This window comes from Polyangiaceae bacterium (genome assembly GCA_020633205.1).
GTDB lineage: Bacteria > Myxococcota_A > Polyangia > Polyangiales > Polyangiaceae > JAHBVY01.
In genome coordinates, this window is the sequence record JACKEB010000011.1 from 268051 (window position 1) to 283904 (window position 15854).

11 protein-coding genes are annotated in these 15854 nt (G+C 63.3%); 7 read left to right on the forward strand and 4 right to left on the reverse strand.

The features are described from left to right. Nucleotides 1–12 precede the first annotated feature (12 nt). A complete protein-coding gene (locus tag H6718_07805; GenBank protein MCB9585286.1) occupies nucleotides 13–1857 on the forward strand; it encodes an SLC13 family permease in 1845 nt (614 codons plus the stop codon). A 28-nt stretch (nucleotides 1858–1885) separates the two neighbouring features. Next, nucleotides 1886–2998, forward strand: coding sequence for a hypothetical protein (locus tag H6718_07810; protein ID MCB9585287.1), 1113 nt, complete (start codon nucleotides 1886–1888; stop codon nucleotides 2996–2998). Here the strand turns inward: H6718_07810 and H6718_07815 are convergent. Next, the gene (locus H6718_07815; GenBank protein ID MCB9585288.1) at nucleotides 2929–3543 is read right to left on the reverse strand and encodes a hypothetical protein; all 615 of its coding nucleotides are present in this window, start codon (nucleotides 3541–3543) and stop codon (nucleotides 2929–2931) included. The genes H6718_07810 and H6718_07815 overlap by 70 nt on opposite strands. A gap of 3 nt (nucleotides 3544–3546) precedes the next feature. Next, nucleotides 3547–4128: a hypothetical protein gene (locus H6718_07820; protein MCB9585289.1), complete on the reverse strand. Its 582-nt coding sequence runs from the start codon at nucleotides 4126–4128 to the stop codon at nucleotides 3547–3549. 238 nt (nucleotides 4129–4366) lie between these two features. Between H6718_07820 and H6718_07825 the strand changes: the two genes are divergently transcribed. Both H6718_07825 and H6718_07830 read left to right on the forward strand, forming a co-directional pair. Continuing rightward, nucleotides 4367–5536: a hypothetical protein gene (locus H6718_07825; protein MCB9585290.1), complete on the forward strand. Its 1170-nt coding sequence runs from the start codon at nucleotides 4367–4369 to the stop codon at nucleotides 5534–5536. 78 nt (nucleotides 5537–5614) lie between these two features. Further along, nucleotides 5615–6262, forward strand: coding sequence for a glutathione S-transferase family protein (locus H6718_07830; GenBank protein MCB9585291.1), 648 nt, complete (start codon nucleotides 5615–5617; stop codon nucleotides 6260–6262). A 2-nt stretch (nucleotides 6263–6264) separates the two neighbouring features. Here H6718_07830 and H6718_07835 read toward each other — a convergent pair whose 3' ends face one another. Further along, the gene (locus tag H6718_07835) at nucleotides 6265–7254 is read right to left on the reverse strand and encodes a hypothetical protein (GenBank protein MCB9585292.1); all 990 of its coding nucleotides are present in this window, start codon (nucleotides 7252–7254) and stop codon (nucleotides 6265–6267) included. A gap of 104 nt (nucleotides 7255–7358) precedes the next feature. Further along, entirely contained in the window at nucleotides 7359–8489 is a 1131-nt protein-coding gene (locus H6718_07840) for a hypothetical protein (GenBank protein MCB9585293.1), read from the reverse strand. 450 nt (nucleotides 8490–8939) lie between these two features. On the opposite strand from H6718_07840, the gene H6718_07845 reads away from it, so the two are divergent. Genes H6718_07845 through H6718_07855 form a run of 3 tightly spaced genes read left to right on the forward strand, consistent with a single transcriptional unit; the run spans nucleotide 8940 to nucleotide 15790 of the window. Beyond that, nucleotides 8940–12863 carry a hypothetical protein gene (locus tag H6718_07845; GenBank protein ID MCB9585294.1) on the forward strand — a complete coding sequence of 1308 codons (3924 nt, stop codon included), beginning with the start codon at nucleotides 8940–8942 and terminating at the stop codon, nucleotides 12861–12863. A 9-nt stretch (nucleotides 12864–12872) separates the two neighbouring features. Next, on the forward strand, nucleotides 12873–14789 hold the full coding sequence (locus H6718_07850; GenBank protein MCB9585295.1) for a hypothetical protein: 1917 nt from the start codon (nucleotides 12873–12875) through the stop codon (nucleotides 14787–14789). After that, nucleotides 14786–15790: a class I SAM-dependent methyltransferase gene (locus H6718_07855; protein MCB9585296.1), complete on the forward strand. Its 1005-nt coding sequence runs from the start codon at nucleotides 14786–14788 to the stop codon at nucleotides 15788–15790. The genes H6718_07850 and H6718_07855 overlap by 4 nt, the downstream gene beginning before the upstream one ends. The last annotated feature ends 64 nt before the right edge of the window (nucleotides 15791–15854 follow it).

Here is a 15854-nt window from a genome sequence, read left to right on the forward strand (position 1 = left end):
TAGGCGGCGCTGATGACTCAAGACGTGCTGATCGTGTTTGCGACGCTGGCTGGCACCATCGTGCTCTTCGTCAGCGATCGCCTGCGCCTCGACGTCGTGGCGTTGCTGTCACTCCTTGTGTTGGTGCTTTCCGGGGTCGTCTCTCCAGCGGAAGGGGTCCAGGGGTTCTCGAATCCTATCGTTCTGATGATCGCGGGCTTGTTCGTCGTGGGCGGTGCGCTGAGCGCCACCGGCGTTGCGGATTGGCTAGGGGGCAAGTTGAGTCTGCTAGCGGGGACGAACGAGGCACGTTTGCTGGTGGTGGTGATGCTCGCAACCGCGCTGTTGTCAGCGTTCATGAGCTCCACCGGTACCGTTGCGGTGCTGCTGCCCGTGGTCGGAACGCTCGCTCAGAGAGCCCAGGTCTCGCCTTCGCGCTTGCTCATGCCAATGGCGTTCGCCTCGCTGCTCGGCGGCCTGCTCACCTTGATCGGCACGCCACCAAATATCGTCGTAGCGGACCAGCTACGTCAGCAAGGCCTCGAGCCGTTTCGCTTCTTCAGCTTCACCCCGGCGGGGGTGATCTTGCTGGGGGTAGGCGTCGCGTTCATGGCGTTGGTTGGCAGGCGCTTGCTACCCGGGGGTGGTCAGCCAAGCGAGCACGACCAAGCACCGCAGAGCGTCGTCATGCGGGATATCGTGCGCGAGTACGGGCTCGAGCAGCAGCTCCACCGCCTGCGCGTGCCTCCCGGCGCGCCCTGCACGGGGAGCACGCTGGCACAGCTCCAGTTGCGCACTCGTTTCGAGATCACCGTGGTCGGCATCGCGCGTACCGTCGGGCCGGATGTGCTGGCCATCCCCGTGGTGCCCACCGCCACGCTACGTGCCGGCGATGTCTTGCTCGTGCAGAGCGATGCGCAAGCTGCGAAGCGCGCCGCGAGCGAGCTCGGTCTAGACAGTTTCCGGGAGGTAACGGAGCTCGAGTTGCCTGGGGACGAATCAGTGGCGGAAGTCGTCATCCCCCGGCGCTCGCATCTGGTCGGGCGCACATTGCGACAGCTGCGTTTCGGGGATCGATATCGCGCGACGGTGCTCGCGGTGCGCGGCGTGGGCAAGGCGCCGAAGAAGGCGGGCGATGGCTTCGCAACTCACGATCTGCGCCTCGAGAGCGGAGACACGCTATTGATCACGGGTCGCATCAAGCACCTAAAACACCTAGTGCGCGAGCGGCGCGACTTCGTGATGGTAACCGAACCTCGCCAGCCGGAAGATGTGAAGATCGAGGGAGCCCGGGCCTTCGCTGCGCTGTTGATCACACTGGGCATGTTGGTGCTGATGGCCTTCGGCATCCTCCCGAATGTGATTGCGGTGATCCTTGCCGCTGTATGCATGGTGCTCTTTCGGTGCCTCGACGCGAATGCGGCGTATCGGGGGATCAACTGGGAGAGCGTGGTCTTGATCGCTGCTATCTTGCCCATGGCGACCGCACTGGAAAAGACGGGTGCGATGCGGCTCATTGTCGACGGTTTGGTGAGTGGGCTTGGTGGTCACAGTCCGTACGTGCTCCTGGTGGTGCTCTTTCTGCTCACGTCCGCATTCAGCCAGGTGGTGTCTAACACCGCGACGACCGTGCTGGTGGCTCCCATCGCCTACAAAGTGGCTAGCGATTTGGGCCTCTCCCCCCACACGTTCTTGATGACCATCGCTATCGCCGCGAGCACCGCTTTCGCGACTCCCATTGCTTCGCCGGTCAACACGCTGGTGTTGAATCCCGGAGGATACAGGTTCCGAGACTACCTCCGGGTGGGTGTCTCCTTGCAACTGGTCCTGCTCCTGGTTTCGCTGTTGATTGTACCCTGGCTCTTCCCGTTCTACTAAGATGCCGGGCTGCAAGAAGGGAGATGGCATGCGAAGCGCTGTGTTGGGGTTGGCCGTACTGAGTCTGCTCGCGTGTTCCAAAAAGGAAGATGCGGAGGCGTTGCGCCCAGAGCCTTCCGCGCCAATTTCGGCGACTCCGAGTGCCGCCCCGGTGGCTTCTGCAACTGCAGCAGCTGCGACACAGGAGCCTGCCGCGCCGGCGGTGAGCGTCGCATCGGCTGAGCCCGCGAAGGTGGACGAACCGACCGGCGACTTCACCCCGTTCGAGGGTGTTGCGGACGCGGAATATTTCCCTGTGGGAAAGGCGGTGATCCTGTGCGAGAAGCGTTGCGAGTATCCGTCCGATCCCGCGCCGAAGGTGTGGCTAGTGCAAGCCGGCAAGCTGCGCGAAGCGCCGGAGCTCTGGCCAGCAAAGGCTTGGGCTAACCTCAAGGGCATCGAAGGGGAGCACATCGTGACTCACGTGCAGTTCTCCGGTTCCTATCCAGAGGTCGTGTACGCCTATGGAGCCGCCCAGGCAGATATGGGAGAAGATCTCCTGCCGAGCGCGACGTACACGGCAAAGCGTTGGGAGAACACGCCGTTCACACAGCGGCACCAGGCTCCGCCCCCACTTCCGCAGCAGTTCGATGAAGCGCTCCGCGATGTGCCCATCCGCACAGAGGTCAGAGACACCTTCGTCTACGGTGCGGGGGCTCCGCTGATGGTTGCGGAGACGCACACCCTGTGGATTCGCACCGACGAAAAGTGGGTACGTCAGCCGGCGCCCTGGGGCATTGGCATCAAGCTCCGACGACTCGCGGACGGAAGCACGCTCGGCGTCGCGGGGCGTGTGTTTCTGGTTTCAAGCGCAGGCAAGATCACGGAGATTGAGGGAGTCGAGGCGGACGACATCACGGATCAGGCAGGCGTTGCGTGGTTGGTGAATAGCGACGGCATCAGCAAGCCGACCCACCCTGAGCGTTTCAAGTTGGCGCCCCTGACGCCACCGGCGCCGTCGGGCCCTGCTCCCTCGGACCCTGCTCCCTCGGACCCTGCACCCTCGGACCCTGCTCCCTCACCCCCAACCTCTCAAAACAGCCACACGCTCAGCGTCCCGCCCAGTTCGAATCCGAACGGAACCGGGGTGCCGTCGCGATAGGCATCGCGGTAGCCTTCGCCGAAGTTGTGGCTGTAGCCGACGAAAGGACCTACGGCGAAGTAGTGCTGGACGAACTGGATGCCGGCGCGTGCGCGGGGGACGATGGGAGATTCGTCGGAGTACTCCTCAGAGCCGAAGCCCACTGCCGCTTCCAGGCTCGCGCGGAGGGCGGTGCCGAGGTCGAAGTTGACCGCCACATAGGGCACAGCCATCTCGAACTCGTCGGAGAAACCGCCGTCCCACGGCACGCGATAGAGTGAGTACTCGAGTCCGAAGGACAGCATCGAATAACCTGCACCGAGGCGCACCCCGTGAGCGTGCCGCAGACCGCGCCCCTCACTGGGCATCCACGCGCCAAACACACCGAGCTCCGCGCGCCAGCCTGGAGGGACGCTTTGGGCTGGCTTCTTCGGTTCGGAATCAGCGGGGGAGGTGTCAGTGGCCTGCGCTGCCGGCGTCGCGTCAGTGCCCTGCGCTACGGGATGGGGCGCCCCGAGCAGAGCTAGACCGAGCAGCGCATTGCTTTTCCGAGAGGAACCAGCCACTGCCTAGAAGCTCCCCTGCCAGCCTGCCATCGCGGAGTCCTGGCTCACCGCGAACAGCGGCGCCGTCGCCGAGCCCTGCTGGAGCGGGATCCGCTCGTCTTTCCAGCTGAGCCAGGCTGCATCCACGATCGCACCGACGGCTAGCCCCACGATGGCGCCGAAGACGATACCCGGATCGCCGTCCTCACCATTGCCGCCCTGACCTTTGCCGACCCCCATCCCGATGAACGGCGCCGCGACTCGGATACCGAGGCTGCCGATGGCATTGGCGGGCTGGCCGTGCCCGAGGTGCAGTATTGGACCTGTTACGGCATATCCGCCTAGAAATACGTAGGCGTTCTTCGTGACCGCGCCCAGCGTGATGGCTACCGCGTCGAGGGTCAGTGTCTGCCAGCCGTACCAACGCTGCTCGAGCTTGTAGGGCCCAGTGTACGCTGGCTTGTCGTTTGTTTCCCGTTCGCGCCCTGGACTGAAGCTGACCTGAGGCGGACTCCAGCCGAGGTCTTGCCCTGCAGACTGCGCATGTGCCGCGTGACTGAGACACAGCCCAAACGAGGCGAGCAGGAGGGTGGTTGCGCGTCGCATGCTTTCTCTTGGGACCGACGTTCAGTCGAGAAGCCTATCACGAAGCGGGCCGACGAAGTTCACTCGGCCACTCGCGATTGCGGAATTCGTTGCGCTGCTTGTATCCGCGCGGTCTTCTTGGGGGCCGGCAAACGAGGCAGGACCAGTAGATCCGCACGGGCGCATCACTGCGTGCCGTCCGGCGCCCTTGGCAATGCAGCCCGCGCCAAACGCTGCCGACTCGGCTAGACTGCGGTTCATGCCGTTTTCCGAGATTGACTCCGTGCCCTGGGACAAGCTTCACCATGCCTATGGTCAGGCAACCGACGTGCCGGATCTCTTGTGGTCCTTGATGGACCCCGAGCGCGCGTCCAAGGAGCTGCGTGAAGACGCGGCGAAGCACAACACCTCAATCTTCGATCGGGTGACGTATCACCTCTGGGGGAATGTCTTTCATCAGGGGACCGTGTGGCAGGCGAGTGCAGCGACGGTGCCTTTCTTTGCGGATATTCTCTTGGAGGGCCCAAGGGACCCCGCGCTGCAAGCTTTCGTGGTGTGCTATCTCCACCATCTCGCGATGAGCTATCCTCAAGATCGCTTCCCTTGCTGGGTCGATCCTGATGCAGACTTCGCCTCCGTGGCGGGGCAAGTGGCGCCAGCAGGAGAGCCAGACTACAGCGGTGATGTGCCCTATTTGATCTGGGTTCGCGACTGCTACGAGGCTGTCGAACAACATATCGAAGCAGTGTTGCCCTGCTTGAATTCGGAGTCGGATCAGGTCGCCGGAGAAGTGATTGCGCTCTGCGCATCGTTTCCGCGCGTCAAAACACAGACGGTTCCGCTCTTGCAACCGCTAGCTCGGGGGGAGGGGGTGAGGAGCGCCTGGGCGGCGCTGTCTCTGGCGATCTTGAGTGGCGCGAGTGTCCTACCGGATGCGCTGCGCCTGGCGAAGTCGAGTGATCGCACGATAGCGATCCACGGCGCGTGCGCGGCGGTATTGGCCGACGCCGCCTCTGTACCGATTGAGCTGCTGGGGGTGATCTTCGAGCCGCTGCCAGAGGAGTTGGCTGAGGCTGAGTCACCTCACGCGGAGACGCTTCAGAGCTTGGTTGCCCGCTGCCTGGTACAGCTACCCGACGAGCACCGGGCAGCCGCGGTCTCAGCCGTTGCTCGGCAGCATCGGGGCTGCGAAGCGCCTGCCGGGCTGACCCTGACTGCGAGCTTGCTGCAGCTGGCGTTCGGTGCATCTCAAGTTCCAAAGCGGGCCAGTGAGCTCAACCACACGCAGCGGGAGGCGCTCGAGGCGATTCGCGATCACGGTGCGTTCCTTTGGCGGGGCTCCGTGTTTGGCAACTACGCCTCGATGATGCGTGGTTGGGGACTGCCGACAACGGCAGCGGCGCTCGGTGAGTGGCTGAAGGGCAACTGAATGAGAGTAACGTAGGCGCGTTGTCGCCGCGGCGGCCTCGCTTGCGTTGAGTGCACCAGTTCCCTATGCACTGGAACCATGCAGCTCACGGGTCGCAGCAGCTCACACTTCACTCGGGTGGTACGCATCGTGGCTCACGAGCTCGGCGTACCGGTGACCCTGGTTCCGGTCTTCGATTTGACCCAGGTCGACGCGGATTGTTACGGAGACAATCCGACGTTGAAGATCCCGATGTTGCGGGAGAGCGTTGATGGAGAGCCGCTCTTTGGTACCATGAACATCTGTCGGCGCCTGGCTGAGCATGCCGCAGAGCGCAGTGGCAAGGCATCCAACATCATCTGGCCCGAGACGCTGACGACCCACCTCAGCCGCAACGCCAGCGAGCTCGTGTGGCACGCCATGGCGGCTCAGGTGCAGCTGGTGTTCGGAACCGGCATCGGAAAGCTAGACGCGGACAACATCTTCTTCCTCAAGGGCAAGCGTGGCTTCGAAGGCTCTCTCGCCTGGCTAGAAAGCCACCTGGAAAGCGTGCTCGAGGAACTCCCACCCGACCGCCTGACGAGCCTGTGCGAAGTGGCCTTGTTCTGTGTGCTGGATCACATCCAGTGGCGTGAGACGCTGCCTCTCGAGGCGTATCCTCGACTACGCGTCTTCGCGCAGGAGTTCGCAACACGGGAGTCCGCTCGCGCGACGGCGTATCAATTCGATGTTCCGCCCGCTAGCTGAGTTCACTGACAGTTCAGTTCCTGGCGCTTGCTCTCGACGCTGGCGATGCAGGCGGTGATGCGATCCGTGAGATCCGATTGCGCGGTAGTGGCTGCCTGCTGGAGTTGGTCGTAGCGATTCTTCAGGGCGTCACAGTCGCTCGGGACGACGCAGTCTTCGGTTGGTACTTCTGACGGCGCGATGCAGAAGCCTGAGCCGCTGCAGTCAGCGGACTTCGAGCAATTGCAGGTGCCGTCCTCCTCCGTGCAGGACTCGACGTTCGAGGCGACGCACGTGTCTGCCACCAAAGCTGGCAAGAAGCAGACTTGGTCTCCTTCACAGTCACTGCTCTGCTCACAAGGCTGACGCGCGCAGCCTTCGGAGTCGAAACGGGCGGTTGGGCCGCCGCAAGTCTCGCTGGCGCAGACTGACTCCTTCGAGCACGAGACCTGGGCGGCGCACGGGGCGTTGTTGCAGGCGAGCTCGATCTGACGCTTACGCATTTCCGTGAGGCAGGAATCGACTTGTAGGGCCACGTCCTCCTCTGGTGTGAAGACCCCGTGGAACTTCGAGTACTCGAGGTTCTCGATGCGATCCTTCAGGCTGTTGCAGTCGTCCGGGACGACACACGTATCCTCCGGGATTTCGGCTTCCGGTACGCAGAGGCCACCGCCACCGCAGTCGGCCGTCCCACCGCAGGTGCAGCGCCCCTCATAGATCTCGCAGCTGCGGCCACTGGGTAGGCAGGTGTTCTCCACCAGGCCTGGCAAGAAGCAGACTTCACCCGTCGCGCATTGGCTGCTGGCGGTGCAATTCCGGCGGATGCAGCCGTCGGCGTTGAAGCGTGCTGTCGCGGCGCCACCACACTTGGCGACTGCGCAGAGCTCCTCCACGGTGCAAGTCGACTGGCCATCACACGCGCCGACTCGCGCTTCCTCCGGTGTGGAACTCGAACAGCCTCCCACGACTCCGAGCGCGCAACCCAAGATCGCCAGCGGCGCGAACAGCTTCATACGGAGCACGCTGTCCCAGGTCCGCGCGGAACGCCAGCTCGCGTTTGACACTCGGTGAATTGTTGTTTCGTTCGCGCCTCCGGGCGCGAACTTCACGGCGAGGACTACAAACTCAAGAGGTAGTCGTACACGCCGGCCTCGCCGGCTTTCCAGATTGCGTGGGCCATGCCGGGAATGCGGCAAGTCGCCACCTCGGCGTTGGCATCGCAGCCGAGGAAGCGCTGGCAGGGTGATGGGTCGCGCGCTTCGGTTTGAGTGCTGCATCCGGCGCGCTGGCGGAAGCCTTCCACCGTGGCGGCTTCGTCGGCGTGGCGGGTGGTGTCGTCTTCACCCATCACGCTCAACACCATCACGCTGCCCTTGCACTGCTGGCTCGAAGCGGAGTGATCCGGATCGCACACGCCTGCTCCGTAGGAGAAGCAGCGGCCGGCGTTGGGCATGATCGCGCGCAGCTTATCCCCGCGGAGACATCCCAGGTGGAAGGCCATCTGGGCACCGTTGCTGTGCCCCATGGCGAACACGCGGTTTAGATCGATGCAGTAGTTGTTCGATAGTTCGTCCAGCACCTGATCGAAGAGCTGAACGCTGTCGTCCAGGTTGAAGGGGACGAAATGGTTCGAGTCCCACTCTGGGGTTGTCCAGCCTTGAGGCGCGACCTGAATCGACGTGCCGCCGTGGGCCTCGCTGAAGTCATCGAACTTGAACTGGTTGGTGTTCGCGGTGCCGCCCGCGCCGTGATAGGTGAAGACCAGTGCGATGGGCTTGGTCTCGTCGTAGGCCTTGGGCACGAAGAGATCGTATCCGCGAGGTACGCCGTTGACGCTGCTGCTTTGCCCTGGGAGCTTGCCCGTGGCGGCGCCGGTCTTGCCGCAGCCCGCGCTGGGGAGCACCGCGAGGTTCGTGCCCCCCCCGCTGCCTGCGCTGCCACTGCTGCCGCCAGCACTACTGCCTCCGGCACTGCTACCAGCAGCACTGCTGCCTCCAGCGCTCGCGCCGCTGCTCCCGCCGCTGCTTCCCGCGCCTGCGCTGCCGCCAGAGCTTCCTGCGCTGCCACCAGCGCCTGAATTGCCTCCAGCGGCGCTGCCACCGCTGCTGCTCCCGCCGTTTGCACCAAGGCCAGCGTTTCCGCCGTCTCCAGCTGAGCCGCCTGACGCCCCAGCGCCACCGGCGCCGTCGTCGCTCCCGCTACAACCAACGAGCAACACCAAGGCACACAAGCAGGGAGGGAGGCGCATGGCCTCAAGGGTAGCGGTGAAGATCGCGGAGTGCCACCTCTGCGCGTAGTCGGCTCAGCGTGGACGCTCCCCCCCAAAAAAGGCGCCACGGAAAGCTACGGTATCCGCAATCGCCAGGCCATCTCGAGGCGCTGGCTCGGACTATCGGTGCCCGGCTGCGCTGGGCGTCCGCTGGCTACCCTGAGGATGGTCGAGCGTTTCCGTGGGGGACTTGCTTCGTTCGCGCCCGTTGATGAAGGACGGCAATGCGGACATCGCGTTCGGGAATCACGGGGTGGGAGTCGCCCTGAACGTCCCGCGTTATTACGCTGAGCGATACACGACCTTCCCTTAGCGCCGAACCTGAGCGTAGTTCGACTTATAGCGCTGAAACACAACGGGCTCGCGATTGGGAATGCGTATGAGCCACGGTGTTGACGCTCTATGCACATGTCGGCCTAGACTTCGTTCATGGCACGCACCGCTCCGGTTCCGAACCTCCCAGCGATTCCCGGAATGAACCCCGGTCTCTTCGCCGCTGGCGCCGGCTCCGGTGGTGGAGGCAACGGCGGGAAAGATGGGAAGGGCGGTAAAGACGGCAAGGGAGGTAAGGGCGACAAGGATGACAAGAACGGTAAGGGCGAGGGGAACAATGCTGATGGATCCGGAGAAGGATCCGGCGGTGGATGCCCGAATCCCAAACATGGCAATAACGGCACGACCGCAGGCGATCCGGTGGACTTCAGCAGCGGCCGCGTGTTTACCGTCGCGGCAACTGACGTAGTCCTCACGGGGCCGATGACATTCCTCATTCAGAGGAGCTACGACAGCCTCCGCAAGGATCGTGACATCGGGCTTGGACCGGGTTGGACGCACTCCTTGGGGTGGCAGATCCACGCCGGGCGGCGCCGACTCAAGCTGTGGAATGGCCACGGGAATCAGTTCGAGGTGCCGCTGCCCGAGCGGGTCGGCGAAGCACGGGTTGGAGATCTGCGGATCACCAAGACTCCCAATGGCTTTCGTGTGGTGGATGGGGCGGCTTCGCTCACCTATCTGTTTGAGCCAGAGCTGCCTGGCTCCGCTGGCTCCGGCAAGTCGGGTGCATGGTATGTGCTTAGCGCCGTGTTAGATCCGTACGGAAATGGGGTCAGGTGCCACTACGCTGGACCTGAGCTTCAGCAGTTTTCCGACGCCGCGGGTCGCGTGGGGCGCGTCGTGCGAAACGCAGGCAAGATAGTCGCGTTCGAAATCCAAAACGAGCACGGGCACTGGGTGCGCTTTCGCTCGTATGGCTACGACTCTGCGGGCAACCTCGCAAGTGCGACGGATTCCTACGGGAATGCGGTTTCATACACCTACGACGAGGCTCACCGCTTGCTCTCCCACTCGAGTGCTACGGGGCTAGTCACGCGCTATCGCTACAATCAGCTTGGCCGCTGCTTCGAGACCTGGTGTGAGCCACCCCCCGGTGATCAGTGCCTGGATCAAGACGTTCCGGATGTACTCGCCGACGGAAGTCCAGCCAGGGGCTATCTGCATCACCGGATCGAGTATGGAGACGATGGCTACGTAGAAGTCGTCACCTCGCGCAGCTTGAGGCGCTACCACGTGCAGAACGGGGCGCTGGAGCGGGTCATCTTTGGGGACGGCGTCCATGAATCCCACTACGACGACGACGGCAATCACGTCGACTATGAGGACGGCGTGGGGGCGATCTGGGAGTGGAAGTACGATGAGCGCGGGTTGTGTACCGCGGAGATTGATCCACTCGGAAATGAATCGCGCTGGGAGTACGACGACCGCGGTCACCTCGTTCGTGCGGTCTATCCAACCAATACGCTGGACTATGTCCGCAACGATCAGGGTGACCTGCTCCAAGCGTCGGACCTGATGGGTGCGCTCGTGAGTTACGAACGGGATGTCTTCGGGCAGATCGTGAGAGCGGTGTCACCGAACGGGACCACGCGCTTCGAGTACGATTCCATGGGCAACCCCGTGAAGATCACCGAGCCCAACGGCGGCAGCCGCGAGCTCTCCTACAACTACTTTGGCTTGCTGACCCAGGAGATCGACGAACACGGCAATCGCACGGTGTATGGCTACGGGCGCCAGCGCGAGCTCTTGAGCGTGGTGATGCCTGACGGTGGCCGCATGGACTACGCGTACAACCCGGACGGCCATCTCACTCAGATCGTCTCCCCGCTCGGCACGCAACAGCTGTTGTGGGGTGGCTACGATCTGGTGCACGCCGTGCGGAAGAACAACGGCGAAGTCGTGCACTTCCGCTACGACCGCGAGTGTTCGATGGTGCGTGTGATCAACGCCGCAGGCGAACATCATCGTATCCATCGCGACAGTGAAGGTCGTGTCGTCGAGGAAGAGACCTTCGATGGTCGACGCCAGCGCTACACCGTTGACGCCATGGGGCAGCTGGTACGGGTCGAGGACCCACTCGGTGGCATCACGGACATCACGTATGACCCGCTAGGTAGGATTGCGGAGCGGGAGTTGCCCGACGGAACCGTCGAGCGCTTTACCTACGACTGGGTCGGGCGCACGCTGAGTGCTGACAACGACGTCGTGAAGACCGAGTTTGTCTACGATCCAAGAGGGCAACTGATACGTGAGGTTCAGAAGCTCGCGAGCGGCACCGAGACCATCGAGAGTGAGTACGATGACGTCGGGCGGGTGAGGATCTCGACGTCCTGTGGCTATCAGCTCGCTCAAACACTCACTCCCGGTGGAATGCCATTACTGCTCGATCTGGACGGACAGATCAGCCATCTAGCCTGGGACGCGAGCGACGCGGAGGTCGAACATCGCTTCGCGAGCGGCGCCCACGTCCGCACTGTGTACGACCAGAACCGGCGCCTTGCCTTCAGGGAACTCTCCAAGGCGGCTGCGCCAAACACTCGCGAGCCGGAGTGGGTGGGGCGCAATCCCAACGCGGTTTTTGATCAGGCGTTTACCTGGATTCGAGGTACGCAGCTTCCTGAGCAGGCTGCAGACAACGTGCTGGGTACCACGTCTTTCAAGCACGACCCTCTCGGTCAGATCTTGGAGCTGTCGAATCCGAAGTTCTCCACGGAAACTTTTGCCTATCAGCCAGACGGAAAGGTGCAACCGCAGGGCCGCGCGTGTATCTACGCTCCGGGTGGCCGCATCGACCAGGCAGGAAGTACCCGCTACGAGTACGATGCCGCCCATCGCGTGGTCGCGAAGCATGTGGTTCGAGGAGACGCGACACTCAAGTTCGAGTTCGAATGGAATGCCGCCAACCTGGTCTCCGCCGTGGTGCTGCCGAGTGGCGATCGGTACGAGTACGTCTACGACTGCTTCGCGAGGCGGGTGGAGAAGCGGCACCATGACAGGGATGGCCTGCTCCTGAGGGTACAGCGCACCGTGTGGGATGGCGATGCACGCCTCCATGACGTGCAGGAGAGCGTGGAAGGCGAAGAGCGCACGCGTGAGGAACTCCTGACCTTCGCCTACATGCCGGGTGAGCTCAACCCGTACGCGCACCGCAAGCAGGTGGGCAACGACAACGGGGACTGGGTCTACCACCTCAACGACCAAACGGGGCGCGCTCAGGCGTTGATTAATTCCGCGGGGCAATTGCTCACCGTCTATGAGCCCGCCGCGTTCGGCGAGTTGCACCCGCTACCTGGAGCGCAGGCGGATACTCAGGCTCGCTTCACCGGTCACTGGGAAGACGAGGAGACGGGGATCTTCTACAACCGCTTTCGCTATTATGATCCGGAGGTTGGGCGCTATCTGAGTCCAGAACCGATTGGCCTCGCGGGGGGGACCGATGTCTTCGGCTACGCGCGCAACCGCCCCTTCGACTTCATAGACATCGATGGGCGCGCAGGAATGATGGCAACGGGCTCCGGCGTGCGTGGTCGCGGCAGTGCGAGCACGGAAGGCATTCCCTCCTCGCGTCCTGGGCTCCTGCACCCCGTGGTGGAGGCGTCGCTCGCGCGACCCTCCCTGGCGGACTCTCACGGTTCGCCACGGAGTCCTGCGGCATGTGCTGAGCCGCGTCATCTCTCAGACTTCCTGCGGAGCCGTGAGCCTCCGCCCATCGATCCCAATGACATCGACACGGTGCAGAAGCACCTCAAAGACTACAAGGTGACTGCGCGCCAGAAGGACAACAAGAACAAGCGCGCGCCTTGTCCTAATTGCAGTCAGCTGTTCGCGAACCTCATGGCCAAGTATGGTGCGCCCGACCCCAAGAACATCGGGGAAGGGCGTCCGTTCCACAACTCGCGTCGCGAGAACTGGACGAACTTCTCGCCCCCACCGGCGGGGCGTCGTGGACGTGGGCCGGGCGGTTGGCCCTACAAGTCCTACGATCAGGCGCTTCAGACCTTCAGAGACAGAAACGGCTGAAACTGACTCATGGCAGCAGCAAAGAAGGACGTTGCCCTGCGGCAACTCCAAGAAGTTTTTCAAAGCGCTAGCACCCCGAAGAAGTGGCGGGAGGCTGAAGCGACGCTTGTCAGCGCCATCGCGAGCGCCCAAAGCGCAGCCGCCGTCACGGCCATTCTCAAGCTTCCAGGGGTGGACGAGGCGTTCCTCGGCGAGGCAGTCGCTGGGGTGAAAGTGGTCAACGCGCTCCTGGACTGTGTTTCGCGCTTCACGCCCCACGACGCGGCGCAGGTCTTGGCGTGGGTCGTTCGCGCGTGCGCCTTTTCGCCCACCGCCGTTTTGGCGCCGGAGCGAGTCTCGAAGCGTCCGGACTTGAAGCCAGATGTCGCGGGTGCCATCGCAAAGCATGCTCCCAAGCTCGAAGCGAACCTTCGAGCGGATGGCGCCGCCCTGCGCGCGGCGTCCGCCATGGCACTGTGCTGGACGAAGAAACCGACGCTTGGTCAGCTCCTTGAATTAATCCCTGAGGAAACGGATGCGTCAGCCAGGGCCGCGCTGCTCATCTTGTTGGGCTCGCGCTGTCACGGTCTGAACGCTTCGCAAGCCGCAAGTGTCGTCAACTTGATTGAGGGTGAGCTCGGCCATAAGCAAGCGCTTGTGCGCTTCGCGGCGGCCTATGTTCAGGGCCGCGTCGACGCTGTTGGTGAGCTCGCGGCTGGTGTGCTCACCGCGCTCTTGACGAAGCCTGGTGCGGTGCCAGAGGCATGGGGGTGGTATGGCGCCGACGCGAAGCCAATCCGCCTGAGCCTGGCTGTAACCGCTGTGCTGCGTGTCTCTCGCATTGCTGAGCCGCAGCCGCTGCTTGCTCCGTTGCTCAAGTCGAAGCGCCCCAAGGTGCGCGGCGAGTTGATTGCGTACGCGGGGTTGATTTCGCACTTGGCCTTTGCTTCGGCAGCTTCGCTGACCCAGGCTGGCGTCGTAGCGCATGGGTTGAGCGCGACGCAGCGAGCGGTGCTCCAGCTGTTTGCCCAGCGCGAGTTCCAAGGCATCGTTCCCAGTGAGCTCGGTCTGCCAAGCCACCACAACTCGGACATCAAGGCGTTCCTGGCTCAGAAGGAGCTCAGTTGGTGCCCAATCGCTGTTTCCAGCACCGAGAAGCGCCATTTCGCGAACATCCTGGGCGGAGTGATCGTCGGAGAGGTCGATGGCAACATGTCCCTCGACGCGATCTGCAAGGCGCTCGAACCCAAGCAGGTGGCGATGCTCGCGTGCTCCCACTCGACCGCCACGATGGCGATGAACGAAACGTTGGGCGACCGGATGGACTGGCGGCTCAGCACGGAGTTCTGTTTCGAGCTGATCACACGAGCGCATTCGGCGGGGCTAGACATCAAGGCGCTGCTGAAGCCAGCGCTATCGCCACGCGGAAACGAACCGTGGTCCAAAGGGGGCCTGTTCCTAAACCGGACCCTGGCAGCGGCGGCGCTGCTGACCTTCGGCGCTAAGTCCCCGCCATCGTCGCCCGAGCTGGAGCTGATTGCTGACGGGATCTCCGCCGCCCGCGTGCCTGAGCCCCTCTTGACTCAGGTCGCGCAGTTGCCAGACAAGCTCCGTGGCCCGTTGGTCGAGGGGCTGACGGTCAGCTCGAACTCATTGCCCTTCATGAAGACCTGGGTCAGCGAACGCAGCGTCGAGAAGATCGCGCGCTTCGCGCTCCGGGCGTTCACCCCGGCCGAGAAGCAACTCGCGGAGCGAACTCTGGTCGAGCTCGGTAAGGGTGCTCTTCCCTTGTTGGATCGCTTCGAGCCCAAGGTCGGCAGCGATCGGCGCAGCCTCGAGGGGCTCCGCACGCGCATCGTGGATGCACTGGCCAAAGGCAAGGCACCCAAGGCCAAGGTGAAGACCACCAAGGCCAAGGTCAAGCGTGGCAAAGGAAAGCCGTCGTGAGCGAGCCCAGCGACAGCGCAGTTTGGTTGGCCTCCGTGGAGCAGCGCTATTCGGCGCGCTGTGAGCTCACTTTCCCCGCGGTACCAACACTGCTCAACCACTACGCCGAAATCTTGGAGCATCATTTCGAGTCCCTCGGTCGACCGATGACCGACAAGCAGCGCACGGGTCTGCTAGAGTTGCTCGGCGCGAAGCTGACCGAGGCCCACGCAAGTGGCGCTCAGTCGAACGTCTTCGTGCGCTACCAGCTTGATCGGGGCTCCGGGGAGATCTTCTACGAGATCGCGAGCGCCGCTAGCTCCCTCGAGGAGGAGTATGAGTACTGGGTGAGTCAGCGGGTCGGATCGCTCTTCGGTCGGAATCCTGACGCCCGGGTGCTCGAGCTCGTTGGCTCGAAGCCTACCAACTTGCGGATCCTCGATGTGGGGGCCGGAACGGGGCGCAACTCGATTCCACTCGCAGAGGCCGGACATCAGGTGGTGGCGATCGAGCTGGCGCCTGCTCTGGCAGACGTGCTCCAGGATGAGGCCGAGAGCCGTCGCATGAGCTTCCCTGTGGTTTGCGGCAGTGCACTAGATCCTGATCTCGTCATCCCGCTGGCGCCGTTCGACTTGGTGATTGCAGCTGAGGTCTTGCCGCACTTGCGCTCAGTCGACGAGGTCACTCGTCTGCTGACCCGGCTAGCTGCGCTCAGTAAGCCCGATGCGAGTCTGCTGGTGAGCGTCTTCCTTTCGCATGCCGGCTATCAGCCGTCGCAGCTGGCCCGGGAGGCAGCGCAGGTCGCGTGGTCCGCATTCCTAACGCCGGACGAGTTCATGACCGCCTGTGCGAATAGCGGTTGGAAGGCCGTCGAACAGCAGCCTGTACTCACCTATGAGCGCAAGCGCGCGTTGAGCTGGCCGCCGACGTCTTGGTACGAATCATGGACCCAGGGTCACGACGCATTCAAAGGGGATGACCCACCGATTGCCCTGCAATGGCTATTGCTCTCTCGCACTTGAGGTCCGCCGTGCCGCCGATTCCGGTGGGCTCTTCGTGATCGCCTGTTTCCCTGCGGGAGACCAG

Bases quoted from the DNA above. Each gene is read 5' to 3' on its own strand.
- H6718_07840 (MCB9585293.1), bottom strand. From the start codon at position 8,489: ATGCGCCTCCCTCCCTGCTTGTGTGCCTTGGTGTTGCTCGTTGGTTGT.
- H6718_07835 (MCB9585292.1), bottom strand. From the start codon at position 7,254: ATGAAGCTGTTCGCGCCGCTGGCGATCTTGGGTTGCGCGCTCGGAGTC.
- H6718_07820 (MCB9585289.1), bottom strand. From the start codon at position 4,128: ATGCGACGCGCAACCACCCTCCTGCTCGCCTCGTTTGGGCTGTGTCTC.
- H6718_07845 (MCB9585294.1), top strand. From the start codon at position 8,940: ATGGCACGCACCGCTCCGGTTCCGAACCTCCCAGCGATTCCCGGAATG.
- H6718_07850 (MCB9585295.1), top strand. From the start codon at position 12,873: ATGGCAGCAGCAAAGAAGGACGTTGCCCTGCGGCAACTCCAAGAAGTT.
- H6718_07825 (MCB9585290.1), top strand. From the start codon at position 4,367: ATGCCGTTTTCCGAGATTGACTCCGTGCCCTGGGACAAGCTTCACCAT.
- H6718_07810 (MCB9585287.1), top strand. From the start codon at position 1,886: ATGCGAAGCGCTGTGTTGGGGTTGGCCGTACTGAGTCTGCTCGCGTGT.
- H6718_07805 (MCB9585286.1), top strand. From the start codon at position 13: ATGACTCAAGACGTGCTGATCGTGTTTGCGACGCTGGCTGGCACCATC.
- H6718_07830 (MCB9585291.1), top strand. From the start codon at position 5,615: ATGCAGCTCACGGGTCGCAGCAGCTCACACTTCACTCGGGTGGTACGC.